At 66.5% G+C, this 25,122-nt stretch carries 23 protein-coding genes; 5 read left to right on the top strand and 18 right to left on the bottom strand.

Annotated features, from left to right (window positions below; all coding sequences use genetic code 11):
• Positions 1-22 precede the first annotated feature (22 nt).
• Genes AB0N24_RS04145 through AB0N24_RS04135 form a run of 3 tightly spaced genes read left to right on the top strand, consistent with a single transcriptional unit; the run spans position 23 to position 2,912 of the window.
• Positions 23-898: an aldo/keto reductase gene (locus AB0N24_RS04145; RefSeq protein ID WP_364120833.1), complete on the top strand. Its 876-nt coding sequence runs from the start codon at positions 23-25 to the stop codon at positions 896-898.
• An 11-nt stretch (positions 899-909) separates the two neighbouring features.
• On the top strand, positions 910-1,839 hold the full coding sequence (locus AB0N24_RS04140) for an alpha/beta hydrolase (protein WP_364120830.1): 930 nt from the start codon (positions 910-912) through the stop codon (positions 1,837-1,839).
• A complete protein-coding gene (locus AB0N24_RS04135) occupies positions 1,836-2,912 on the top strand; it encodes a glycosyltransferase family 1 protein (protein WP_364120827.1) in 1,077 nt (358 codons plus the stop codon). The genes AB0N24_RS04140 and AB0N24_RS04135 overlap by 4 nt, the downstream gene beginning before the upstream one ends.
• Before the next feature lie 25 nt (positions 2,913-2,937).
• On the opposite strand, the gene AB0N24_RS04130 is transcribed toward AB0N24_RS04135, so the two are convergent.
• The 13 genes from AB0N24_RS04130 to pyrR form a co-directional block, all read right to left on the bottom strand.
• Positions 2,938-5,115 (bottom strand): primosomal protein N', encoded by a 2,178-nt coding sequence (locus AB0N24_RS04130; RefSeq protein ID WP_364120825.1) that lies wholly within the window; start codon positions 5,113-5,115, stop codon positions 2,938-2,940.
• A gap of 190 nt (positions 5,116-5,305) precedes the next feature.
• Positions 5,306-6,541, bottom strand: coding sequence for a methionine adenosyltransferase (metK, locus tag AB0N24_RS04125; RefSeq protein ID WP_364120822.1), 1,236 nt, complete (start codon positions 6,539-6,541; stop codon positions 5,306-5,308).
• Between the two features lie 80 nt (positions 6,542-6,621).
• Positions 6,622-7,857 carry a bifunctional phosphopantothenoylcysteine decarboxylase/phosphopantothenate--cysteine ligase CoaBC gene (gene coaBC / locus AB0N24_RS04120; RefSeq protein WP_364120819.1) on the bottom strand — a complete coding sequence of 412 codons (1,236 nt, stop codon included), beginning with the start codon at positions 7,855-7,857 and terminating at the stop codon, positions 6,622-6,624.
• A 54-nt stretch (positions 7,858-7,911) separates the two neighbouring features.
• A complete protein-coding gene (gene rpoZ, locus AB0N24_RS04115) occupies positions 7,912-8,172 on the bottom strand; it encodes a DNA-directed RNA polymerase subunit omega (protein WP_011692102.1) in 261 nt (86 codons plus the stop codon).
• Between the two features lie 39 nt (positions 8,173-8,211).
• Positions 8,212-8,784 carry a guanylate kinase gene (gene gmk / locus AB0N24_RS04110; protein ID WP_364120815.1) on the bottom strand — a complete coding sequence of 191 codons (573 nt, stop codon included), beginning with the start codon at positions 8,782-8,784 and terminating at the stop codon, positions 8,212-8,214.
• Positions 8,781-9,131, bottom strand: coding sequence for an integration host factor, actinobacterial type (mihF, locus tag AB0N24_RS04105; protein WP_364120812.1), 351 nt, complete (start codon positions 9,129-9,131; stop codon positions 8,781-8,783). Before mihF ends, gmk begins: the two co-directional genes overlap by 4 nt.
• Positions 9,132-9,238: 107 nt before the next feature.
• Positions 9,239-10,105 carry an orotidine-5'-phosphate decarboxylase gene (gene pyrF, locus AB0N24_RS04100; protein ID WP_364120809.1) on the bottom strand — a complete coding sequence of 289 codons (867 nt, stop codon included), beginning with the start codon at positions 10,103-10,105 and terminating at the stop codon, positions 9,239-9,241.
• Positions 10,098-13,424 (bottom strand): carbamoyl-phosphate synthase large subunit, encoded by a 3,327-nt coding sequence (gene carB, locus AB0N24_RS04095; protein ID WP_364120806.1) that lies wholly within the window; start codon positions 13,422-13,424, stop codon positions 10,098-10,100. The genes pyrF and carB overlap by 8 nt, the downstream gene beginning before the upstream one ends.
• On the bottom strand, positions 13,424-14,728 hold the full coding sequence (gene carA / locus AB0N24_RS04090; RefSeq protein WP_364120803.1) for a glutamine-hydrolyzing carbamoyl-phosphate synthase small subunit: 1,305 nt from the start codon (positions 14,726-14,728) through the stop codon (positions 13,424-13,426). Before carA ends, carB begins: the two co-directional genes overlap by 1 nt.
• Positions 14,709-15,227: a hypothetical protein gene (locus AB0N24_RS04085; RefSeq protein ID WP_364120800.1), complete on the bottom strand. Its 519-nt coding sequence runs from the start codon at positions 15,225-15,227 to the stop codon at positions 14,709-14,711. The genes carA and AB0N24_RS04085 overlap by 20 nt, the downstream gene beginning before the upstream one ends.
• A complete protein-coding gene (locus tag AB0N24_RS04080) occupies positions 15,227-16,597 on the bottom strand; it encodes a dihydroorotase (RefSeq protein WP_364120797.1) in 1,371 nt (456 codons plus the stop codon). Before AB0N24_RS04080 ends, AB0N24_RS04085 begins: the two co-directional genes overlap by 1 nt.
• Positions 16,597-17,625 carry an aspartate carbamoyltransferase catalytic subunit gene (locus tag AB0N24_RS04075; RefSeq protein WP_364120794.1) on the bottom strand — a complete coding sequence of 343 codons (1,029 nt, stop codon included), beginning with the start codon at positions 17,623-17,625 and terminating at the stop codon, positions 16,597-16,599. Before AB0N24_RS04075 ends, AB0N24_RS04080 begins: the two co-directional genes overlap by 1 nt.
• Entirely contained in the window at positions 17,622-18,206 is a 585-nt protein-coding gene (pyrR, locus tag AB0N24_RS04070) for a bifunctional pyr operon transcriptional regulator/uracil phosphoribosyltransferase PyrR (protein WP_104172997.1), read from the bottom strand. The genes AB0N24_RS04075 and pyrR overlap by 4 nt, the downstream gene beginning before the upstream one ends.
• Positions 18,207-18,609: 403 nt before the next feature.
• Between pyrR and AB0N24_RS04065 the strand changes: the two genes are divergently transcribed.
• The gene (locus AB0N24_RS04065) at positions 18,610-20,352 is read left to right on the top strand and encodes a PKD domain-containing protein (RefSeq protein ID WP_364120791.1); all 1,743 of its coding nucleotides are present in this window, start codon (positions 18,610-18,612) and stop codon (positions 20,350-20,352) included.
• Positions 20,353-20,451: 99 nt separating this feature from the next.
• A complete protein-coding gene (locus AB0N24_RS04060) occupies positions 20,452-21,732 on the top strand; it encodes a PrsW family intramembrane metalloprotease (RefSeq protein WP_364120788.1) in 1,281 nt (426 codons plus the stop codon).
• 83 nt (positions 21,733-21,815) lie between these two features.
• On the opposite strand, the gene nusB is transcribed toward AB0N24_RS04060, so the two are convergent.
• From nusB to AB0N24_RS04035, 5 genes are all read right to left on the bottom strand, one after another.
• The gene (nusB, locus tag AB0N24_RS04055; protein ID WP_307047363.1) at positions 21,816-22,226 is read right to left on the bottom strand and encodes a transcription antitermination factor NusB; all 411 of its coding nucleotides are present in this window, start codon (positions 22,224-22,226) and stop codon (positions 21,816-21,818) included.
• A complete protein-coding gene (gene efp, locus AB0N24_RS04050) occupies positions 22,226-22,789 on the bottom strand; it encodes an elongation factor P (protein ID WP_028267136.1) in 564 nt (187 codons plus the stop codon). Before efp ends, nusB begins: the two co-directional genes overlap by 1 nt.
• Before the next feature lie 143 nt (positions 22,790-22,932).
• Positions 22,933-23,451, bottom strand: coding sequence for a tetratricopeptide repeat protein (locus AB0N24_RS04045; protein ID WP_364121622.1), 519 nt, complete (start codon positions 23,449-23,451; stop codon positions 22,933-22,935).
• A gap of 14 nt (positions 23,452-23,465) precedes the next feature.
• Positions 23,466-24,557: a 3-dehydroquinate synthase gene (gene aroB, locus AB0N24_RS04040; protein WP_364120783.1), complete on the bottom strand. Its 1,092-nt coding sequence runs from the start codon at positions 24,555-24,557 to the stop codon at positions 23,466-23,468.
• On the bottom strand, positions 24,554-25,093 hold the full coding sequence (locus AB0N24_RS04035) for a shikimate kinase (RefSeq protein WP_364121620.1): 540 nt from the start codon (positions 25,091-25,093) through the stop codon (positions 24,554-24,556). Before AB0N24_RS04035 ends, aroB begins: the two co-directional genes overlap by 4 nt.
• Between the last annotated feature and the right edge of the window lie 29 nt (positions 25,094-25,122).

The raw sequence follows: 25,122 nt of genomic DNA, 5'->3' as shown, positions 1-25,122 counted from the left end.
CTGAGTCGGTAGAGTCAGTGCTATGAAAACCTCGCCCCGGCTAAGCCTCAACAACGGTGTGCTGATCGACCAGCTGGGCTTCGGGCTCTACAAGGTCCCCTCGGCCGGCGCGGCCGGGCTGGTGACCATGGCCCTCGAAGCCGGCTACCGGCACTTCGACACCGCGTCCATGTATGGAAATGAAACCGGAGTAGGCAAGGCCATCGGCGCACTGTCCGGGTTCGCGGGCAGCGGTGCCGCCGGAGGCTCCGGCGAGGCATCCCCGTCCCTCTCCCGCGAGGACCTGTTTGTCACCACGAAGGTGTGGAACGACGACCATGGCTACGACGCCACGATGCGCGCCTTCGACACGTCCATGTCCAACCTGGGCATGGAATACGTCGACATGTACCTTATCCACTGGCCATGCGCCGGCCGCGGGCTCTTCACAGAAAGCTACCGGGCCATGGAAACCCTTTACCGCGAGGGCAGGATCCGGGCGATCGGCGTGTCCAACTTCCAGCCCGCCCACCTGGAGCGCCTGCTCGAGACCGCTGAAGTGGTCCCCGCCGTGAACCAGATCGAACTCCACCCCTGGCTCCAGCAGGACGAACTCCGCCGGCTGCACGACCGGCTTGGCATCCGCACCGAGGCGTGGAGCCCGCTGGGCCGGGGCCAGGTGCTTGAGGACCCGGTGGTTCTGGAGCTCGCAGCGGCGCACCGCCGGACCGCGGCGCAGATCATCCTGAGATGGCACCTGCAACTGGGGAACGTGGTGATCCCGAAAGCCAGCTCCTACGCCCGGATCCGGGAGAACCTGAACGTCTTCGGGTTCACCCTGGACGCCGAAGACATGGCCGCCCTTGCCGGCCTGGAACGCGGCCACCGCACAGGCTCCCACCCGGACAACGTCAACTAGGATTCGAAACCATGGAACAAGTGGACACGGGACCGGCACAGGCCCCGCCCCTCTTTAGCGGGCAACTCGATGCCAGGACGCGGGCCGGCAGCGTGGACCTGCAGGGCTGCAATGTCGACTACTGGGTGTACGAGCCTGTGCGTGTGACACCCGAAACCAGGACCATCCTGGTGATCCACGGCTTCCGCGGCGACCACCACGGCCTGCTCAGGATTGCGGACCAGCTGCCCGAAATGCGCCTCATCATGCCAGACCTCCCCGGCTTCGGCAGCTCGGATGCCTTTGCCGACGGTGAGCACAGCGTGATGCGGTACGGACAGTTCATCAGCGACTTCATGGCTGCCCTTGGCCTTGGGCCGGAAACCGTGCTGCTGGGACACTCCTTCGGATCGATCATTGCCAGCCATTTCGTGGCGGCCAACCCCCGCGCGGTGTTCCCCCTTGTCCTCATCAACCCGATCGCAGCACCGGCCCTCGAGGGCCCCAAGGGCATCATGACCAAACTGGCCGTCCTCTACTACGAGGCCTCCGCCAGGCTCCCCCGCGCCCTGGGGCTGTTCCTGCTGCGCAGCCGGCTCATCGTCAGGGTCATGAGCGTGGCAATGGCAAAGACCCGGGACAAGCAGCTCCTGCGGTTCATCCACGGGCAGCACAACGCCTATTTCTCCGCCTTCGCCAACCGGGACAGCCTGCTTGAATCCTTCAAGGCATCCGTCGGCAGCAACGTCTCCGAGGTTGCCCGGGACCTCACCCTGCCGGTACTTCTGGTGGCCGGGGAAAAGGACGAAATCGCGATGCTCGCGGACCAGCACAAACTGGCGGCGCTCCTGCCTGACGGCACCCTGCATGTCATTCCCGGCGTCGGCCACCTCATCCACTACGAGACGCCCGAGCCGGCCGCCGGCTTCATCAGACGCTTCCTGAAGGACCATCCCGCGTGAAAATCATTATCGATGCCCGCTTCACCCGCCTGGACCACCACGACGGCATCAGCAGGTACGGCGCCAGCCTGATCGCGGCCACGGCCAGGATTGCGGACGTCTCGATGCTCATTAGCGACCCCCGGCAGCTTGCCTTGCTGCCGGACGTCCCCTACACGCTGATCAACAGCCCGCTCTCCCCCGCAGAACTGTTTGTGGCTGCCAAGGTCAACAAGCTCGGCGCCGACGTCGTGGTGTGCCCGATGCAGACGATGGGGACTCTTGGCAGGAAATACGGCCTGGTCCTGACCCTTCACGACCTGATCTACTACGAGCACCCTGCCCCGCCGGGATTCCTGCCGGCTCCCGTCCGGGTGCTGTGGCGCCTGTACCACAAGGCCTACTGGCCGCAGCGGATGCTCCTGAACCGTGCCGACGTCGTGGCCACGATCAGCCACACCACTGAGGCGCTGATCGCGAAACACAGCCTGACCAAACGGCCCGTCCGGATTGTGGGCAACGCACCGCAGCACGGCCACACTCCCCGCGATCCCGGGGCCGGAGCGGACAAAACCCTTCTCTACATGGGTTCCTTCATGCCGTACAAGAACGTCGAAACCATGGTCCGGGGAATGGCCGAACTGCCGGACATGACTCTTCACCTCCTCAGCCGCATCACTCCGCAGCGCAGGGCGGAGCTCGAGGCCCTGGCGCCGGACGGCGCCAACATCGTCTTCCACAACGGCGTGACGGATGCGGAGTACGAGGAGCTGCTGGCCCGGACCACCGCATTGATCAGCCTGTCCCGCGCAGAGGGCTACGGCCTGCCGCTCGTGGAGGCGATGTCCCACGGCACGCCCGTCATCGCCAGCGACATTCCGATTTTCCGCGAAGTGGGCCATAACGCCGTGAGCTATGTCCATCCGGATTCCCCGTCGGAGTTCGCCGAGGCCGTCCGGCGGCTGGAACAGCCGGACGTGTGGAAGGCGCAGTCACGGCGCTCCGTGGAACGGGCCGCGGAATTCAGCTGGGCGCACTCCGCGCGGCAGCTGGTCCAGTTGGCCGAAGAAGCTGCCCGGATCAACAGGCGCTGACGCCCGCCCCGCAGGAGCCCGTCAGCTAGAGCACATCCACGCCGTCGAGCCTCAGCTGCACGGGATCGTCGCTTCGCCTGGCCGCTGCGGCGGCCTTGACGGCCCTCATCACGCGGGTGGCTTCGGCCGCCCGGGCATACGGAATGAACAGCAGCGTCCGGACGTCCTCGCCGGCCTCCCGCTGGCCGGCCCGCGCGTCCGACAGCAGCAACGGCGCCGGACCGGCTGTGCGCAGGGAAATGTCCTGCCTGGCCAACTGCTTTTCAATCGCCTCGGTGAAGTGCCCGACGGCGGTCCGGCCGCCGGTCACGGAGGCTATCCGGACTGCCGGCGGCAAGTGCAGCTCCTGGCGCAGGGAGAGTTCGCGGCGTGCATATCCCCCGGCGTCCCAGCGAAGCAGTGCGCCCACCCCCGCCGTGTCGTCGGCGGTGATGACAACGAGGCCGCCCTCGCGGGCAGGTTTTGCCAGCGCCGCGGCGTTGAACCAGCGCCGGACGGCGTCCTCCCCCGCGCGGAGGTTTTCACGGCGCAGCAAGGAGTCCCCGTCCAGCAGCAGTGCGGCGGCATACCCGCCGGCTGCTACGGGCTCTGCTCCCACAGTGGCCACCACGAGGGCCTTGGCGTCCGGGACTGTGGCCTTGACGTGGTCCCCGGACGATGTGATGACCGGCTTGCCGGGGAATGCCCGGCCCAGCTCTTCCGCGGTCCGCAGCACGCCGGTGGCGGAGCGGCGCAGCCGCGGGCTGCTGCAGTGGCTGCAGCACCAGGCTGGCGCGGGAGCGGAACACCAGCGGCATTGGGGCACCGCTGAACTGCCGGCGGCGCCGGCAACAGCGAGCGGTCCGCTGCAGGCCGTGCAGCGGGCCGGTTCCCGGCAGGAGTCGCAGACCAGCGACGGCGCATAGCCGGAACGGGCCACCTGGACCAGGACGGGGCCGCGTTCCAGGCCCTCCTTGGCGGCGCGCCAGGCCGCACCGGGCAGCCTGGCGATCCGGGCGAGGGGGTCGCGTTCCTGTTCAAAGCTGTCTGCCGTATTCAGGACCCGGGGCACCGTCCGGCGCACCTCCTGCCGGTCGGCCTCGACCGCCCTGGCCCAGCCGGCATCCACCAGCCGCTGCAGTTCAGTGCTGCGGGTGTGCGCCGCCATCAGGCAGGCGGCACCTTCCTGTTCCGCCCGCAGCAGGAGGACTTCCCGGGTGTGCGCATAGGGCGACCGCTGTTCGATGTGGAGGTCGTCGCCGTCGTCCCAGCACACCACCAGACCCAGGTTGTGCACGGGGGCGTACGCTGCCGAGCGGGTGCCGACGGCAACCCCGGCAGTGCCGGCGAGGATGCGAAGGTAGCTGCGGTAGCGGGGCGTCGGGCCGTCGTCGGCGGTGAGACGGGCAATGTCCTCCCGTGGCAGCAGGGCGGCCAGGGCCCCCTCCACGCGGTCCAGGTCGCGGTAGTCCGGAACCACTACCACTGCGCCGCGGCCCGAGGCGCGGACGGCCGCCACGGCTTCGGCAATAAGCGCGGGCCAGCCGGCGGGGCCGAAGCCCTGGAGGGCGCTCAGGACCGCACGCGGCGACTCTCCGGCCTCAAGATGCTGGAGGAACGCCGCGCCGTTGACGTAGCGGGCCCAGGGACCCGCCGTGGCGGGAACGCTGCCCCCAGCCGGTTCCTGTTCCCCGGCTGCGGCCTCCGCTGCCGCGGCGGGCGGGCCTGCGGAGATTGTCCCGTCCGCGGCCAGTTCCTTCTCGAGTTTGGCCACCCGCGGCGGAATGGCCACACGCAGTACGTCACTCAGCGTGCCGGCGTAGCGGGCGGCGACTTTGCCTGCGAGTTCGGCCAGTTCCGGCGTGAGCACCTGAACGGCCGACACCACCTTGTGGAGCGGGACGAGGGTGTGCCCGGCGTCGGATTCAGCGAGCCGGTCCAGGATGAAGCCGCTAAGTTCCTGGCCGTTGAACTTGACCTTGACGCGGACGCCCGGCTGCGCGGCGCCGTCAAGTGAAGCCGGCACGCTGTAGTCGAACGGGCGGTCCAGGTGGGGCAGCGAAGACTCGATGAGCACCCGGGCAACCGGCAGCATCTGCGCGAGGGCGGGTCCGCCGGGAGACTGCGGGCGGCCCGCCGGGAATCCCTGGAGCAGTGACAGCTGGAGGGGTTCTTCGGTGGCGGAACCATCGCCGGAAAAGGAAGCCACGGGACCAACCTCCATTCAGCATCCTGCCAGTAGTGGTGCCGGCGGTTCAGGGGCAGCAGATCGGGCGCCATCAGCCGGAAAGCACTGTAGCAGGGCCGCCCGGACGGTGGCCCTGCTACAGCAAAACACACGGCACCGACAATTATTCCGGCGACGTACGCCTTCGTGGCTTACCGGCATTAGGTTTGCGGACTGGCGGTGCTTCTCAGGCGTTGAAGAAGGCCTTGAGCTCGTCCACCCGGTCCAGACGCTCCCAGGTGAAGTCGGGATCGTCGCGGCCGAAGTGTCCGTGCGCCGCGGTCTTGGCGTAGATGGGCCGCTTGAGGTCCAGCGCGTCGATGATGGCCCGCGGACGCAGGTCGAAGATCTCGGCAATCGCCTGGCTGATGCGATCGGGATCCACGGTTTCCGTGCCAAAGGTTTCAACATACGTGCCCACGGGCCGTGCCTGGCCGATGGCGTAGGCGATCTGGATCTCGGCCCGCTTGGCCAGTCCCGCGGCAACCACGTTCTTGGCCACCCAGCGCATCGCGTACGCCGCGGAGCGGTCAACCTTGGACGGGTCCTTGCCGGAGAAGGCACCGCCGCCGTGGCGCGCCATGCCACCGTAGGTGTCCACAATGATCTTGCGGCCGGTCAGTCCGGCGTCGCCAACGGGGCCGCCGATCACGAAGGCACCGGCGGGGTTGAGGATGTTGCGCGTGCGTGAGATGTCCAGGTTGGCTGCTGCCAGCACGGGATCGATCACGTGCGTGGCGAGGTCGGCGCGCAACTGCTCGAGGCTGGCGCCTTCCGCGTGCTGGCTGGAGATCACGATGGTTTCGACGGAAACCGGCCGGTCGCGGTCATAGCCGATCGTGGCCTGGGTCTTGCCGTCCGGGCGGAGGTAGGCAAGCTCGCCGTTCTTGCGGACTTCGGTGAGGCGTTCGGAAAGACGGTGCGCAATCCAGATCGGGACGGGCATGTAGGACGGCGTCTCGTCGCTGGCGTAGCCGAACATGAGGCCCTGGTCGCCGGCCCCCTGGAGATCGTAGTCGTCTTCCTGGCGTCCTTCGCGGGCCTCCAGGGAATTGAACACGCCGCCGGCGATGTCGTTGGACTGCTGGCCGATGGATACGGAGACGCCGCAGCGGGCACCGTCGAACCCGTTAGCCGAGGAGTCGTAGCCGATCCCAAGGATGGTTTCGCGCACGATCTGCGGGATCTCAACGTAAGCGTCGGTGGTGACTTCGCCCGCTACGTGCACCAGTCCGGTGGTGGCCAGGGTCTCGACGGCCACGCGGGACTCGGGGTCCTTCGCCAGCAGGGCATCCAGGATCGCATCGCTGATCTGGTCGCAGATCTTGTCCGGATGGCCTTCAGTCACGGACTCCGACGTGAAAAGACGAAGGGACGGCGGCGTCGCGCCGAGGGATGCGGGAATGTGCAGCGGTAAAGTCACTCAACTACCTTACTGGTTGGGATTCGGTCAGGCCTCAGCATGTGTCCCCCTGCTAAGGAGGCCTTGCACACGCCGGCTGTTCAGGATCGTGGAAAAACGCGGCTCAGCTCAGAGCTGATGCGGTCAATGACAGCGGCCGCAACATCATCCTTCGAACCGGACGCCGCCTGTGGTTCGGAACCGGAGCGGGAAAGGATGACCACGGAGTTGTGGTCCTGCCCAAACACCAGGCCCTCACCGACGTGGTTGACCACCAGCAGGTCGCAGCCCTTCCGATGAAGTTTGGCCTCGGCGTAGGCGAGCACGTCGCCGTGGGCGTCGCCGGTTTCGGCCGCAAATCCCACGATCAGCTGCCCCGGCTTGTTCGCTGCCCGGACCTCCACGAGCTCCTGCAGGATGTCCGGGTTTCGCAGCAGGCTGATGACCGGATCGGCTGTGTCCTCCCGTTTCTTGATCTTGGTGTCCGAAACCTCGGCGGGACGGAAGTCCGCCACGGCGGCGGCCATGACCACGACGTCGGAGTCGGCGGCCGCGCGCAGCGCAGCTTCGCGAAGCTGCACCGCTGTTTCCACCTGGACCACCTCGACGCCGGCGGGAACCGGTACTTCCATGTGGGCGGCGATCAGCCGGACGCTGGCGCCCGCGTTGCGGGCGGCCACGGCCAGGGCGACACCCTGCTTCCCGGAGGAGCGGTTGCCGAGGAACCGGACCGGGTCAAGCGGCTCACGCGTGCCGCCTGCACTGATGGTGACTGTCTTGCCGGCCAGCGGCAGCTGCGAGGGAACACCGCCGTCCTGCATCAGGGCCAGGGCCGCGTCAAAAATGGCCTCCGGCTCGGGCAGCCGGCCGGGACCTGAATCGGAACCGGTGAGCCGCCCGCTGGCGGGTTCGAGGACGGTCACGCCACGGTTCCGCAGCGTCTCCACGTTGGCCTGGGTCGCGGCGTGCAGCCACATTTCGGTGTGCATGGCCGGAGCCATCAGCACGGGACCGCTGGCCATCAGCAGCGTGTTGGTCAGGAGGTCGTCGGCGTGGCCGCCGGCGGCCCGTGCCAGGAGATCAGCGGTGGCCGGAGCCACGACGATGAGGTCCGCCTCATGGCCCAGGCGTACGTGGTTGACCGAGGGGACATCGTCAAAGACGCTGTTGCTGACCGGGTTTCCGGACAGTGCTTCCCAGGTCGCCACGCCGACGAAGCGGTTGGCCGCCTCTGTGGGAATCACCGTGACGTTATGGCCGGCTTCAGTAAAAAGCCGGAGGAGCGATGCCACCTTGTAGGCGGCAATCCCTCCCCCGACTCCGAGGACTATGCGCACGTGACCTCCGTCAACAGGCAGTCTGTAGTCTGATGAGACCTGGACTGAAGAGTTCTACTCTGCAGGTTCGATCGGCGTGGAAACGAGCTTGCCTTCGTTGATCTCGCGCAGGGCGATGGAAAGCGACTTCTCGTTCAGCTTGGTGTCGACCAGCGGGCCCACGTATTCGAACAGGCCCTCGTGCAGCTGGGCGTAGTATGCGTTGATCTGACGTGCACGCTTGGCACCGAAGATCACCAGGCCGTACTTGGAATCAGCTGCCTTCAGCAGTTCGTCGATCGGCGGGTTGATGATGCCTTCAAGGTTCGTGGACACGAATTCTCCAAATTCTAGCGGGCCGATCCGACCCAGCTGCTAATGCGGGTGCGGGGTCAGCCCCATGAGTGAAACAAGCTCGTCCGCTGCGCGTCGAACGTCATCATTGATGACGGTGTGATCGAACTCCGGCTCAGCGGCAAGTTCTAGTTTAGCGGTTTCCAGTCTCTGCTGCTGTTCCTCGGCCGTTTCCGTGCCGCGGCCCACCAGGCGGCGGACCATTTCCTCCCAGCTGGGAGGGGCAAGGAAGACGAACTGGGCCTCCGGAACGGCCTGCTTGACTTGGCGCGCGCCCTGCAGATCGATCTCCAGCAACACTGCCCGGCCATCGGCGATGGCGGCGTCCACGGTGCTGCGGAGCGTGCCGTAGCGGTTGCGGCCATGGACCACGGCCCACTCCAGCAGTTCCCCGCCGGCCACGAGCGCGTCGAACTCCTCGGCCGACTTGAAGAAGTAGTGCACCCCGTCCTGCTCCCCCGGGCGCGGCGGACGCGTGGTGGCTGAGACGGAAAGCCAGACTTCGGGGTAGTTGTCCCGGATGTAGGTGGACACGGTGCCTTTGCCAACAGCCGTCGGGCCGGCGAGGACTGTCAGTCCCGGTTTCTTGCTCACATATTCCTTTGTGCGGTATTCGGATGGACCTGTTTCTCGTTCATAAAATCTACCAGCGCCCGGCGCTGGTGAATGCCGAGCCCCCGCAGCCTGCGGGACGCGGCAATGCCCAGCTCATCCATGATGGCGGCCGCCCTGACACGGCCAATGCCGGGCAGGGCCTCGAGCATCTCGGAGACCTTCATTCGTGCCAGGGCTGAATCGCCGTCGCCGGAAATGATGAGATCAGCCACCGACAGCGATCCCGCCTTCAGCTGTTCCTTGGCCTCCGCCCGGGCTGCCCGTGCCGCTGCCGCCTTGCCCAGGGCTTCCGCGCGTTCCTGCTCCGTCAAGGGCCGTAAGCTCACTTCCGTCACCCCCGAATCGTCAGTCGGATCCAAGGCATCGGCCGTTGGATTCCCCCTGAACCTACCCTTTGCCCGTCGCAGAAATCAATGGCGCCGAAATCAACGGATCAGCTGGTCAGCAGCGGTTCCAGGGTACGCAGTGCAGCCTCGCGGAGCCCGCCGACGGCGGGACCGGCTGAGAGGATGTCCCTGCTTGAGGTGCCAAGAACCTGCGAATAGGCGGCACCGAACGTTGCCCGCAGGTCCGCGGCCGTGGCGCCCTGTGCACCGAGCCCGGGCGCGAGGATGATTCCCCGCACGGCCTCCAGGTCCAGCTGCAGGTCCTGCAGCGCCCCGCCCACGGTGGCGCCCACCACGAGGCCGACCGAGCCGAAGGTTCCCGCATACCGGCGGTTTTCCGCAGCTGCCGCCTCGGTGATCCTGCGGGCCACCGAATCAGCGCCGCCCACGTGCTGGACGGAGGCGCCTTCCGGGTTGGACGTCAGGGCCAGGACGAAGACACCGCGGCCGTAGTCCGCCGCAAGGTCCAGCGCGGGGCGCAGGGACTCGAAGCCAAGATACGGGCTCAAGGTGACCGAATCCGCTGCCAGGGACGAGCCGTCCCGGAGCCAGGCATCGGCGTAGGCAGCCATGGTGGAGCCGATGTCACCGCGTTTGGCGTCCGCGATGGTCAGCACGCCGGCATCAGCGGCGGCTGCGAGGGTGCGTTCCAGCACCGCCATACCCGCAGAACCGTGCCGTTCGTACAAAGCCACCTGCGGCTTCACGGCGGCAGCGAGCGAGCCCACTGCCTCCACGACGGTGAGCGAGAAGCGCTCGAGGCCGGCGGCGTCGTCGTTCAGTCCCCATGCCTTCAGGAGCGCGGGGTGCGGATCGATCCCGACGCAGAGCGGACCGCGGTCCGCCATGGCCTGGCCGAGCCGGGAGCCGAAGGACTCCCGGCCGGCCGTTGCTGCAGCTTCCGGCTCAGGCATGCTGCGCTGCTGCTTCCTGGGCCCTGTTTTGCGAGGCCGTCAGCGCAGCGGCGTGCTCCTGCAGGCTGGTCACGGACCATTCGTAGGTACGGAGCGCTTCGATGGCCTGGACCGCGGCATTGAACTCAGCCACCGTGGTGATGCACGGGATGCCGATCGAGGTGGCCGCGGCGCGCAGCTCGTAGCCGTCGATGCGGGCTTCGCCGCCGGAGGGCGTGTTGAAGACCATGTCGATCTCGCCGGCGATGATGAGGTCGGCGATGGTGCCTTCGCCTTCGGCGCTGCTGCCCTCGGCGACCTTCCGGACCGGAGTGGCCTGGATGCCGTTGCGGCGCAGCACGTCGGCGGTGCCGCCGGTGGAGACGATCTCGAAGCCGAGGTCAGAGAGGCGCTTCACGCCCATGATCACCGAGCGCTTGTCCCGGTTGGCCACGGAGACGAAGATCTTGCCTTCGGTGGGCAGCGCGTTGTTGGCGGCCGCCTGGCTCTTGGCGAATGCCGTGTCGAAGTGCTTGTCGATGCCCATGACCTCGCCGGTGGAGCGCATTTCCGGGCCGAGGAGCGAGTCCACAACCTTGCCCTCCGGGGTGCGGAAGCGGCTGAACGGCAGCACGGCTTCCTTGACCGAGACGGGGGCGTCGAACGGCAAGGTGGAGCCGTCACCGGTTTCCGGCAGCATCTTGTAGGCGCTGCGGAGCTGGTTGATGGTGACGCCGGTGCCGATCAGGGCAGCCGCCTTGGCCATCTGGACGCCCGTGGCCTTGGAGACGAAGGGCACGGTGCGGGAGGCCCGCGGGTTGGCTTCGAGGACGTACAGGACGTCGGAGGCCAGGGCGAACTGGATGTTGATGAGGCCGCGGACGCCCACGCCTTCGGCGATGGCCAGGGTGGCGGTCCGTACGCGCTCGATCACGTTGTTGCCGAGGGTGATCGGAGGCAGCACGCACGCGGAGTCGCCGGAGTGGATGCCGGCCTCTTCGATGTGCTCCATGATGCCGCCGAGGTACATCTCGGTTCCGTCGTAGAGGGCGTCGACGTCGATCTCGACGGCGTCCTCAAGGAACCGGTCGATCAGCACCGGGTGTTCGGTGGTGATTTCCGTCGCGTTGGCGATGTAGCGGGAGAGGTTGGGCTCGTCGTAGACGATCTCCATGCCGCGTCCGCCCAGCACGTAGGACGGCCGCACCAGTACCGGGTAGCCGATTTCGTCGGCGATCTTCTTGGCGTCCTCGAAGGACACTGCGGTGCCGTTCTTGGGCGAGATCAGCCCGGCTTCGTCCAGCACGCGGGAGAACGCGCCGCGGTGTTCGGCGAGGTCGATCGCTTCCGGTGACGTGCCAAGGATCGGCACGCCGGCGTCGGCGAGCTGCTGCGCGAGCTTGAGCGGGGTCTGGCCGCCGAGCTGGACGAACACGCCCATGACGCCGCCGGTGCGCTCCTCCGCCGCAATGACTTCGAGCACGTCCTCAAGGGTCAGCGGCTCGAAGTAGAGGCGCGTGGAGACGTCGTAGTCGGTGGAGACGGTTTCCGGGTTGCAGTTGACCATGACGGTCTCGTAGCCGGCCTTGCGGAGTGCCATCGAGGCATGCACGCAGGAGTAGTCGAACTCGATGCCCTGGCCGATGCGGTTCGGGCCGGAACCCAGGATGATGATGGACGGCTTGGCGTGCAGCGCCACCTCGTCCTCCTCGTCATAGGACGAGTAGTGGTACGGGGTGTAGGCGGCGAACTCCGCAGCGCAGGTGTCCACGGTCTTGTAGACCGGACGGATGCCCAGGGCCTGGCGGACGCCGCGGACCACGGCTTCCTGGTTGTTGGTGAGAGCGCCGATCTGCTCGTCGGAGAAGCCGTGGCGCTTGGCGCGCTGCAGCATTTCCTGGGTCAGGGCGGTGGACTTGCGGATCTCCTGCGAGATCTCGTTGAGCAGCTGGAGCTGGTCCAGGTACCACGGGTCGATCTTGGTGGCCTCGAAGAGCTGCTCCACCGTGGCGCCGCCGAGGAGGGCGCGCTGCACCTGGTGCAGGCGTTCGGTGGTGGGCCGCTTGGACTTTTCGATCAGTTCGGCGACTTCCCATTCGGGAACGTGGCTGAAGTCCAGCTGCGAGCCCTTCTGTTCCAGGGAGCGCAGCGCCTTCTGGAGTGCCTCGGTGAAGTTGCGGCCCATGGCCATGGCCTCGCCGACGGACTTCATGGTGGTGGTCAGGGTGGGGTCCGCGGCCGGGAACTTCTCGAAGGCAAAGCGCGGAACCTTGACCACGACGTAGTCCAGGGTCGGCTCGAAGGACGCCGGGGTCTTCTGCGTGATGTCGTTCGGGATCTCGTCCAGCGTGTAGCCGAGGGAGAGCTTGGTGGCGATCTTGGCGATGGCGAAGCCGGTGGCCTTGGAAGCAAGCGCCGAGGACCGGGAGACGCGCGGGTTCATCTCGATGACGACGACGCGTCCGGTGTCCGGTTCGACGGCGAACTGGATGTTGCAGCCGCCGGTGTCCACGCCCACTTCGCGGATGACCGCGATGGAGATGTCGCGCAGGCGCTGGTATTCGCGGTCCGTCAGGGTCAGGGCGGGGGCCACCGTGATGGAGTCGCCGGTGTGCACGCCCACGGGGTCGAAGTTCTCGATGGAACAGACAACAACCACGTTGTCGTTCTTGTCCCGCATCATCTCGAGCTCGTATTCCTTCCAGCCGAGGATGCTCTCTTCGAGCAGCACCTCGCTGGTGGGGCTGTACTGCAGGCCCTGGCCGACGATCCGGCGGAGGTCGGCTTCGTCGTAGGCGAGGCCGGAGCCGAGGCCGCCCATGGTGAAGGAGGGCCGCACGACCATGGGGTAGCCCAGGTCTTCGGCTGCGGCGAGGGCCTCGTCAATGGTGTGGATGATGTGGCTGCGGGCGGACTCCGCGCCGCAGCGTTCCACGACGCCCTTGAACTTTTCGCGGTCTTCGCCGAGTTCGATCGCCGCGATGTTCGCGCCGATCAGTTCCACGTTGTACTTTTCCAGCACGCCGTTCTTGTCCAGCGCGATGGCGGTGTTGAGGGCCGTCTGGCCGCCCAGTGTGGGCAGGAGCGCGTCGGGGCGTTCCTTGGCGATGATCTTTTCCACCACCTCGGGGGTGATGGGCTCAACGTAGGTGGCATCGGCGAACTCGGGGTCCGTCATGATGGTGGCCGGGTTGGAGTTGACCAGGATAACGCGCAGGCCTTCCTCCTTGAGGACGCGGAGAGCCTGGGTGCCGGAGTAGTCGAACTCGGCCGCCTGGCCGATCACGATGGGGCCGGAACCGATGACCAGGACGCTCTTAAGGTCAGTTCTCTTGGGCATTACTTCTTGTCCTCAGTCTTGGAATCGGTGGAAGGCTTAGTCTCGGCCGCAGCCGTTGGGGACACAGCCGTGGGAGACTTGGCCGCCTCTTTCGTGTCCGCCATCAGCTCGATGAAGCGGTCGAAAAGGTAGGCGGCGTCGTGCGGTCCGGAGGCGGCTTCCGGGTGGTACTGCACCGAGAAGGCCGGGATGTCCAGGCAGGAGAGGCCTTCCACGACATCGTCGTTGAGGCTGACGTGGCTGACTTCGACACGCCCGTAACGCTCCTCGGGAGCCTGGGTGGCGCCGTCGAGCGGGGCGTCCACGGCGAAGCCGTGGTTCTGCGAGGTGATTTCCACCTTGCCGGTGCGGCGGTCCATCACGGGCTGGTTGATGCCGCGGTGGCCGTAGCGGAGCTTGTAGGTGCCGAAGCCCAGGGCGCGGCCCAGGATCTGGTTGCCGAAGCAGATCCCGAAGTACGGCAGCTTCTCGTCCAGCACCGAGCGGAGCAGCTTGACCTGGTTGTCGGCCGTGGCCGGGTCGCCCGGTCCGTTGGACATAAAGAAGCCGTCCGGGTTGACTGCCTGGACGTCCGCCAGGGTAGCCGTGGCGGGCAGGACGTGGACGCGGACGCCGCGTTCGGCGAAGCGGATGGGGGTCATCCGCTTGATGCCGAGGTCGATCGCGGCGATGCTGAACAGCGGCTCGCCGTCCCAGCCCCAGTCCCTGGGCTCCACGATGTAGGACTCGTCCACGCTGACTTCCTCGGCGAGGCGGGCACCTTCCATCGGCGCGCTGGCCAGTACCGTGTCAACCAGTTCCTTGTCGGTGGCTCGGGCGGCCTCGCCGGAGAAGATCCCGGCGCGCATGGTCTTGTGTTCGCGCAGGTGGCGGGTGATGGCACGGGTGTCTACGCCCTGGATGCCAACGATGCCCTGTTCCACGAGTTCGGAGTCAAGGGACCGTTCCGAACGCCAGTTGGAGGGCCGGCGCGCGGCGTCGCGGACAATGTAGCCGGCCACCCAGATGCGGCGGGACTCGGCGTCGTCGGCGTTCACTCCGGTGTTGCCGATGTGCGGTGCCGTCTGGACCACCAGCTGGCGGGCGTAGGAGGGGTCCGTGATGGTTTCCTGGTAGCCGGTCATGCCGGTGGCGAAGACTGCCTCGCCCAGGGCGGTTCCGGTGGCGCCGTAGCTGCGGCCCCGGAAGATGCGGCCATCCTCGAGCACCAGCACCGCGGCGGTGGAAATTTCCGTTTCAGGTGCGGTACCTGCGTTTGCTGTTACTTCTGTCTCTGTCACGTTGTTACTTTCCACTATCGGCATCTGCCTGAGGGGCTGCGGAGATCAATTCTTGAAAGGCTTCGAGGAGGGCCGGCTTGTCGTCCGCGCGCCGGGACCGGAAACCGGTGTCCAGTTCGCGGCTTCCCAGTGTCCAGCTGACCACCAGGAGTCCGTCTTTTTCGACGAATTTCCCGGCCATGCCGCTGTCCTGGCGTACTCCGGTGAGTTTCGCTGCCGGGATGAAGACGGGCGCCGCGCCGGAACGTTCGAACAGCACGCCTTCCGGGTGGATGGTGAGTTCAGCGTTGGTGCGGATGCCGAGGCCCTGGACGGCGATGCGGTCCAGCCAGTCGCCGGCCGTGGTGGTGGCGACGTACTGGCCCTCTGCTGCGGCCAGTGGCAGGCCGAGTTCCGCGGGAACGGCGGGCAGCTGTTCGACGTCGGACTGGCGCCGCAGCCGGTTCCGCCAGCCGGCGCCCAGCATCACGAACAGGACGCCGATGACCGCCACTGTGGCGAATCCGGCGACTACCTTGTCCATCAGTACCCGCCGGCCGGGGCGGCAGCAGGCGCATCGGCCGGGTACCGGTACGGGGTGTTGAGGTGTCCGTCGAGGACAGTGGGGTGGCCCTTGAAGAATGTCGCCACGACCTTGCCCGGGAGTTCCCTGCCGGCGAACGGAGAGTTACGGCCCATGGTTGCCATCTTAGAAGGGTCCACGGTCCAGCGCGCAGCCGGATCCACCAGTGTGACGTTGGCGGGTTCGCCTGCCTCCAGCGGACGCCCCTGGTCCGTCACCCTGCCGATCGCGGCGGGAACAACGGACGTGACGCGGGCGAAATCCTCCCAGCCCATCAGGCCGGTTTCGATCATGGTGTCCTGCACGACGGACAGGGCCGTTTCCAGGCCGGTCATGCCCATGGCCGCCTGCGCCCATTCGCATTCCTTGTGTTCGCTGGGGTGCGGGGCGTGGTCCGTTCCGACGACGTCGATGGTGCCGTCCGCCAGGGCGGCACGCAGCGCCTGGACGTCGGAGTCCGTGCGCAGCGGCGGGTTGACCTTGTAGACGGGGTCGTAGCTGCGGACCAGTTCGTCGGTGAGCAGCAGGTGGTGCGGCGTCACTTCGGCGGTGACGTTGATCCCCCGTGCTTTGGCCCAGCGGATGATTTCCACTGATCCTGCCGTGGAGACGTGGCAGACATGGAGCCTGGAGCCGACGTGCTGGGCCAGCAGGACGTCTCGGGCGATGATGCTTTCCTCAGCCACGGCCGGCCAGCCAGCCAGGCCCAGCACAGCCGAGACGTCGCCTTCGTTCATCTGGGCGCCGGCGGTGAGCCGGGGTTCCTGCGCATGCTGGGCTACGACGCCGTCGAACGCCTTGACGTATTCGAGGGCGCGGCGCATGAGTACGGGATCGTGGACGCAGATGCCGTCATCGGAGAAGACGCGGACCTTGGCGCGGGAGTCGGCCATGGCGCCCAGCTCCGCCAGCTGCTCGCCGGCCAGGCCGACGGTCACGGCGCCGACGGGGCGGACGTCCACCCAGCCTGCGGTGCGTCCCAGGGTGTGGACCTGTTCCACCACGCCGGCGGTGTCAGCCACGGGATTGCTGTTGGCCATGGCGTGCACTGCGGTGTAGCCGCCGAGGGCTGCGGCTCGGGTGCCGGTCTCCACCGTTTCCGCATCTTCCCGGCCGGGTTCGCGGAGGTGTGTGTGGATGTCCACCATGCCGGGGAGTGCCACCAGGCCGGCCGCCTCGATGACGGTGGCGCCGTCCGCTGCCAGGCCCTTGCCCCGTTCTGCGATGATGCCGTCGCGGATCAGGAGGTCTTCGGCCGCTCCGCCGAGGATGGCTGCGCCGCGGATGAGGTAGGCCGCGTCGTTGGCTGCGTCCTGTTGTTCGTGTGCCATCAGTGGCTCTCCTTGGTGGAATAGGCGGCGTTGGAATAGGCGGCGGTGGGGGTTGCGGCCGGTTCGCGGGTGTCCCCGGAAAGCAGCAGGTACAGTGCTGCCATCCGGACTGACACGCCGTTCCGGACCTGTGCCAGGACGGTGGACCGGGGTGAGTCCGCGGCCGCCGAGGAAATTTCGAGCCCGCGGTTCATGGGGCCCGGGTGCATGATGATGGTGTCCTTCAGGCCCAGCTCGTCCAGGGCGCGGAGGCGGTTGTCGTCGAAGCCCCAGCGGCGGGAGTATTCGCGGGTCGTGGGGAAGAAGGATGCGTTCATCCGTTCGCCCTGGACGCGCAGCATCATGACGGCGTCGACGCCCTTTGCCAGGGTCTCGTCCATGTCGTAGCTGACGCTGCAGGGCCATTGTCCGACGCCGATGGGCAGCAGGGTGGGCGGCGCCACCAGTGTGACCTCCGCGCCGAGCGTGCGGAGCAGCCAGACGTTGGAGCGCGCCACGCGGGAGTGCAGGACGTCGCCGGCGATGGCGACCCGCATGCCTTTCAGGTCCGCCCCGGCGGACGGTGTCCCGTTGAGCCGGGCCCAGTGCCGGCGCATGGTGAAGGCGTCCAGCAGCGCCTGGGTAGGGTGTTCGTGGGTGCCGTCGCCGGCGTTGATGACGGCGGCGTCGATCCAGTCCGTGGCTGCCAGCCGGTGCGGTGCACCTGAGGCCCAGTGGCGGATGACGACCGCGTCGGCGCCCATGGCGGCCAGCGTCTGCGCCGTGTCCTTGAGGGACTCGCCCTTGGAGACGGAGGATCCCTTGGCGGCGAAGTTGATGACGTCCGCTGACAGCCGCTTGGCGGCCGCTTCAAAGGAGATGCGGGTGCGGGTGGAATCCTCGAAGAACAGGTTCACGACCGTGCGTCCTCGCAGGGCGGGGAGCTTTTTGACTTCACGGTCCCCCACTGCCGCCATTTCCTCGGCGGTGTCGAGGATGCGGATGGCGTTGCCGAGGCTGAGGTCCTCGGTGGAAAGCAGGTGCTTCATGCGCCTGCCTCAATGACCACTTCGTTGACCGGAGCTCCGTCAACGGAATCGGTCTCTTCGAGCCGGACCCGGACCTTTTCGGAGGACGAGGTGGGAAGGTTCTTGCCGACGTGGTCGGCGCGGATGGGCAGTTCGCGGTGGCCGCGGTCGATCATGACGGCGAGCCGGACGATGCGCGGGCGGCCGAGGTCCACGATGGCATCGAGCGCCGCGCGGATGGTCCTGCCGGAGTAGAGGACGTCATCGATCAAAACGACGACCTTGTTGTCGATGCCGGTACGCGGCAGCTGCGTGGGATACGGGGGCCGCGTGGGCTGGTGCGAGAGATCGTCCCGGAACATGGTGACGTCCAGCTGGCCGACGATGGCGGCGGCGTCCACGGTAGGATCGGCGGCGGCAATTTTCTTGGCCAGTCGGACTGCCAGCGGGTAGCCGCGGCGCGGAATGCCGAGCAGCACCAGATCCTGGGAACCCTTATTGGCCTCGAGGATCTCATGGGCGATACGAGTGAGTGCACGGTCAATGTCCGCAGAGTTGAGTACAACCCTGGCCGGAACCGGTGCTTCTGTGACTGAAGTCAACGCTCGTCTCCCCTTTCCCCGCCTCACGGGACGGAATTAAAAAAGGAACATTTGCTCTTCAAAATTACCACACGCGGCATCCCGGCCCGGCTGCCTGGCCGGGGCATGGAAGGCGTTTAACATCACACCCTTGGGCCGGTGAGGACCCGCCGCACCGTGCTTCAGCAGTCGAACAATCCAAGTGATCACTCTGGGCGGTGAGGTGCGTGTTGACCTCCAATCGGGTGACCGCCACTCGGGCTCCCACTGATTCCCTGGCTGTAGTCTCACCGGGACTATCCGTTGAAGCTCAGGCTGCATGGGGCGCAGATGCGACGGGCAGCCAACGCAGGCGTGGGTTTAGGGCGCCTGGAATCACTAGCAAACCGATCACGAGCGCATCCGACAATTGGGGAGTACACCTGTGAGTAGGAAAGTCTTTGCTGCTGTCCTGGCGATGATTCTGGCTGTTGCCGGCATCGCGTCCGCCCCCGCCGCGTACTCGGCGCCAAACCCTTCCGTGAAGGTCCTTGATACAGCCAACACCATCACTGACCCGGCGTGGTTCGTCCAGGCATACAACGCCGGGTTCCGCCTATATGTGATGCACTCCACCGCCTGGGGCACGTGCAACCCCTGGTACCGGACGGAAACCCAGCTGAAGATGGCACTCGACGCCGGGCTAATGATCGCCGTCTATACCCGCGACCCGCGCTGCTGGCAGGGCGGCATTTCGGCGGCCGGTCCGTACCAGAACCAACTCCAGTTTTTCGCGCTCGACGTGGAGACCGGCAGTGTCCCAGTCACGCGGGCAATGGTCGACGGCGTCAAGGGCATGGGTGTACGCCCGGTGATCTACAGCGGTTCCGGCATGTGGCCGCAGATCATGAACAACAGCACAGCGTTCGCCGACGTCCCGCTGTGGGACACAAACGCAGGATCGGTCAACTACTCCACGTGGACCGCGGACTACCTGATGCCCACCCCTGTTTCCTACGGCGGGTGGAACACCGCAACAAACATGCGCATCGGTGTCCAGCAAAAATTCAACCAGACACTGAACGGCGTCGTAGTGGACCTCAACTCCTTCGACGCCACCTTCCTTGGCGCACAGCCTCCGGCCAATCAATCGCCCAGCGCCGTATTCACATCGTCGGCGGCAGGGTTGACGGCGTCCTTTGACGGCTCAGGATCTGCGGATCCGGACGGCTCCATCGCCTCGTACAGTTGGGACTTCGGCGACGCGTCACCCGGAGGAACCGGCATTAAGCCCGCACACAGCTATTCCGCCGGCGGCACCTACCAGGTGAAACTGACGGTCACCGATAACGCGGGCGCCACCGGTTCCGTCACAAACCCTGTAACAATCACTGGCCCGGCGGCCACTGTTCCGGCCGCGCCCACCGGAGCCACGGCAGTTGCCGGTAACGCCTCGGCTACGGTCAACTGGACGGCCCCGAATAACGGGGGATCTGCTATTACTTCGTATACGGTCACGCCCTACGTGGGGTCAGTGGCACAGGCCCCGGTGCAGGTGACCGGCAACCCGCCGGCTACGAGCGCCACAGTCACGGGTCTGGCGAACGGGACTGCCTACACTTTCAGGGTCTCGGCCACCAACGCCGTCGGAACTTCGGCGCCGTCCGCTGCCACCGCGCCGGTGACGCCGGCTGCACCCCAGTCCGTGGTGCAAAACGGCGGGTTTGAGTCCGGGCTGGCATCCTGGACGGCAGGCGGAATAGCTCCGCCCAAACCTGCGGCAACGGCCCACACCGGCATTGGCTCTGCGCTTCTGGGCGCCTCCAGCGGCAGCGAACCGTTGGGAGACAGCACCCTGTCCCAGGCCATTGGCGTGCCACTCACGGGGACATCCACCTTGTCCTTCTGGTACCAGCCGCATACCGCCGACACCATATGCGGCGCCAAGAACAGGAAAAACTGCAAGCGGGACTGGATGGAGGTGCAGGTACGCAGCTCGACAGGCACCACGCTGAGGACCCTTTTCAAATTGAACAGCAATTCGGGAATCTGGACGAACGTTACGGCCGACCTTTCCGCCTTCAGGGGGCAAACGGTGACTCTCTGGTTCAACGTCCACCTGGACGGGGCGGTCCCAACCGACAACAGCTGGATGTACCTGGACGACGTCACGGTCACGAACCGCTAAAGGGGCGTTGCGGTCCCGCGTTGACGTGCTGCGGGACCGCACCCGCCCCGGCAGGCGCCGCCTTGGAAGCGGCGGCGCCGGGGACATAGGCTCAGTCCCATGACACCGAATCAGCCCTGGCCGCAGCACGATCATTCCGGCGGTCAACGCTACGGGCAGCAGCCCCCATGGCCCGGACAGCCTCTGCCCCGGCAGGCCAATCCCACGTGGATGGGCCAGGTCCGGCCCGATCACTACCGGGCTGCACCTGCCAACAGCTTTGCCCCGGCCGCCCACACGGTGATGCCGCCTGCACTTGCCGGCAACCGCACCGGTATGGGAGTCATGGGGCTTGTAGGCGGCGGGGGCTTCCTTGCCTTTGCCAGTCTCTTCCTTGTCCTCCCCTACCTCGTGGGCAACACGGGCGTCACCGGATTCGTGATCGGTTTCATCGCCTCCCTGATTCCGCTCAGCGCCGTGCTGCTGGCCGTCTACTTCATCGACCGCTGGGAGCCCGAGCCCAAGCGGCTGCTGTTGTTTGCCTTCCTCTGGGGTGCCGCCGTGTCCATTTCCGTCACGCTGCTGATCCAACCGTTCTTCGCGCTGGCGGCAGCGCCGCCGGTCGGCATGGACTACCGGACCTTTGCAGTGACCGTGCAGGCCCCGGTCGTGGAGGAGTTCGCCAAGTCCCTGGGCCTGCTGCTGCTCCTGGTCTTCGCGCGGAAGCACTTCGACGGCCCCGTGGACGGCGTGGTGTTCGCCTTCACCATTGCCGGCGGCTTCGCTTTCACGGAAAACATCCTGTACTTCGGCCGGGCCATTGCCGAATCCAGCACGCCGGGCGCCGACCTGGCGATGGTGTTCTTTCTGCGGGGCGTGATGTCCCCGTTTGCACACGCCATTTTCACCGGAACCACGGGGCTCATCCTCGGTTTGGCGGCCCGCCGCTGGCACACGGGAATGTCCGTCGTGGCGTTCTTCGTCGGCCTCGCGCCCGCGATGTTCCTGCACAGCATGTGGAACAGCATGGGCCAGGACTTCCTGGTCCAGTACATCGTGGTGCAGGTGCCCATCTTCGTGCTGGCCGTCGTCGTCATTGTGCTATTGCGCGTGGCGGAATCCCGGCTGACGCGGCAGCGGCTCCAGGAATATGCCGCCGCCGGCTGGTTCACGCCGCCGGAAGTGGAGATGCTGTCAACGGCCGGCGGCCGCCGGTCCGCTGTCCGCTGGGCAAAGCAATTCGGCCGGGGGCCGCAGATGAAGTCCTTCCTCCGCTCGGCCACCCAGCTTGCCTTCATCCGGCAGCGGATCCTCAGCGGCCGGGACGTTCCTGGCCACCAGTTCGACGAGCACCGCCAGCTGGCGGAAATCGTGGCCCGTCGGGACGCCGTGCTGCGCTGATGCGTGGCAGATGCAGGAAAGGGCCGGCGCCCGCCGTGAGGCGGGCGCCGGCCCTTTCCGTGGTGGTCTTACACCGGCTGCGGCTAGGCCAGCAGCGACGGCTTCAGCTGCTGGAGCCGGCCCAGCAGGCCGTTGATGAACGACGGCGACTCGTCCGTGGACAGCGTCTTGGCCAGGGCGACGGCCTCGCTGACAGCCACGCCGTCGGGAACGTCGTCGTTGTAGAGCAGTTCCCACGTGCCGATGCGCAGGATGATGCGGTCCACCGAGGGCATGCGTTCCAGTGTCCAGCCCTGCGAGTAAGTCTCCAGGAATTCGTCGATGGCAACCTGGTGGGACACCACGCCTTCGACGATTTCGAGGGTGTAGGGGTTGACGATCTGGTCGGTTTTTTCGCGGCGGGACCGCAGCACATCAAAAGCCGAGAGGGAGCGCTGCTCCGCCTCGAAGAGAACATCCAGGGCCCGATTTCGGGCCTTACCGCGGGCGCTCACTAGTCGTTGACCCGGCCGAGGTAGCTGCCGTCGCGGGTGTCGACCTTGACCTTGGTGTTGTTCTCGACGAACAGCGGCACCTGGATCTCGTAGCCGGTTTCCAGCGTTGCCGGCTTGGTGCCGGCCGAGGAGCGGTCGCCCTGAAGGCCCGGCTCGGTGTAGGTGATCTCGAGCACGACGCTCGGCGGGAGTTCGATGTACAGCGGGGTGCCTTCGTGGATGGCGATGTTGACCATCTGGTTTTCCAGCATGAAGTTGGTGGCGTCGCCTACCGTGGCGCCGGAGACGGTGATCTGGTCGAAGTCCTGGGTGTCCATGAACACGAAGTCAGCGCCGTCCTGGTACAGGTACTGGTAGTCGCGGCGGTCAACCGTGGCAGTCTCAATCTTGAGGCCGGCGTTGAAGGTCTTGTCGACCACCTTGCCGGACATGACGTTGCGCATCTTGGTGCGGACGAAAGCGCCGCCCTTGCCCGGCTTGACGTGCTGGAACTCGATGATGTTCCAGAGCTGGCCCTCAAGCTTCAGCACGGTTCCGTTCTTGATGTCGTTTGTGGTTGCCACTGATATCCTCTGGTTTCTATCTGACTGCTTCTAGCTGCCAGCCGGTTATGTCAGGCAGGCACGCCAAAAGGCCGCCAGCGAGTATTTGTCAAAAATCCAAGAACCATTCTACCGGTAATGCCGGCGGGCTCGCGCGACGGCCGCTAGAACGCCATTTCCAGGACATTCCGTGCCCGCTGCAGCGCAACGGTGGAAGAGTAGATCAGCGCGGCGTCCGCAGCCGCAGCGACCCTCAGGTCCAGGGCTTTCGCGAACTCGTCGACGGCGGCCGCGGTGTTGCCGCTTGCGTAGTAGGCCCGTCCCAGGTGCTGGTGCGCCAGTGCCTCCAGCTCGGTCCCCTGGACTTCGCCCAGGAGCTGGCGGAAAAGGTCGACTGCCCGGTCAAAGCGCTTGGACACCCGCAGGACCTCGGCTTCGAAGGCGCGGAGCCGGAAGGATTCGGGATCGCTGTAGCGTGCCTCGGCCAGGAGCTCCGCGGCGTCGGCGGCGTGGCCTTCCACCAGGAGGACCATGATGCGGTCCGCCGGATCCGAGGATGCCTGGAGCGCGGAGCTGCAGGCTTCTTCGTTGACGATTCCCGGCATCAGGGTGTCCGGGTTGATCTTGATTCCGGGGAAGCCGGCATCCGGCCACTCACTTGTGCCGCCCATGGAATCCATCATCACGTCGCTCCTCATCAAGAGGCAATCTCCTGGTATGCGGCGAACAGCAGGGACGTGTCCGGGACGTCCAGGATCCCCGGCCGCGCAATGCCGTCGAGCACCACGAAACGCAGCAGGTCGCCGCGGGACTTCTTGTCCCGGCGCATGCCGTCGAGGAGTCCCTGCCAGCGGTCCCGGCGGTAGGTGATGGGCAGACCGAGGGTTTCCAGGATGGTGCGGTGACGGTCGGCGTCGGCGTCGCTGAGGCGCCCCACGCTGCGGGCGAGTTCCGCGGCGAACATCATCCCTACGGACACCGCAGCGCCGTGGCGCCAGGAGTAGCGTTCCACCAGCTCGATCGCGTGCCCCAGGGTGTGCCCGTAGTTGAGGATTTCGCGCCGGCCGGTTTCCTTGAGGTCCTCGGACACCACTTCGGCTTTGACCGCGATGGCGCGTTCGATCAGTTCCCGCAGGGCCGCGGACTGCGGATCGGTGACCGCGGAAGGATCCTTTTCCACGAGGTCCAGGATGGCGGGATCAGCAATGAACCCGCATTTGATGACCTCCGCCATCCCCGAAATGAGCTCGTTCTTCGGCAGGGTGCCCAGGGTGTCCAGGTCGGCGAGCACGGCAGCCGGCGGGTGAAAGGCGCCCACGAGGTTTTTGCCTTCGGCCGTGTTGATGCCGGTCTTGCCGCCGACGGATGCGTCCACCATGCCGAGCAGGCTGGTGGGCATGTGGATGACCTTGACCCCGCGAAGCCACGTCGCGGCCACAAAACCGGCGAGGTCCGTGACGGCACCGCCGCCGACTGCCACGACGGCATCGGACCGGGTGAAGTCGTTCTGTCCCAGGACCTGCCAGCAGAACGCGGCAACCTGGATGTGTTTGCCTTCCTCGGCGTCCGGGATTTCCGCGGTCAGCGACGTGAAGCCGGCCGAGGCCAGTTCATCGCGGACGGTATCGCCGGTGAGCCGCAGGGCACGCGGGTGGATGACCAGGACGCGTTTGACGCGCTCCCCCAGCAGCTCCGGAAGGCGTTCGAGCAGGCCGCGGCCCACAACGACGTCGTAGTTGTCAGCGGCAGACTTGCCGGTGACTTTGATGACGGTTGATTCGCTACTCACTTTTCAACTTCCTTTGTGGCGGCCACTGGCTCCGCCGCCGCGGTCTGTGCCGCCGCGTACTCACGCAGCGCTTCTTCCAGCCGATGTCCGAGGTCCGCAACGGATCCGTTGCGGACATCGAAAACGAGATCGGCAAGCCGTTCGTACACGGGTTGCCGGGTGGCAAACAATGCGCGCCAGCGGCCCATGGCATCCCCCGCGAGGAGCGGACGGCCCGAATTCCGGGCGATGCGTTCGGACACCGTCTCGGCGTCGCACTCCAGGTACACCACCGTGCAGCGGCCCAGCAGCTGCTGGGTACCGGAGTCCAGGACCGCCCCGCCGCCCAGCGAAATGACAGTGCTGGTGTGCTGGGCGTCTTCGATCACCCGGGCCACGGTCCGGGCTTCAATCTCCCGGAACGCAGTCTCGCCGCGGGCGGCGAAGATGTCCGCAATGGTGCCGTGGTTTTCCACAATCACGATGTCGGTATCGACAAACGCCGCCCCCAGCTGCTGCGCGAGCTGGTGCCCGATTGCCGACTTGCCCACGGCCATGGGCCCGATCAGCGCGATGGGCCGCCGTG

Origin of the sequence: Arthrobacter sp. NPDC093128, from assembly GCF_040683875.1 — a bacterium.
GTDB lineage: Bacteria > Actinomycetota > Actinomycetes > Actinomycetales > Micrococcaceae > Arthrobacter.
The sequence above is the reverse complement of the archived record's forward strand: the minus strand, read 5'-3'. Positions and strand labels throughout refer to the sequence as shown.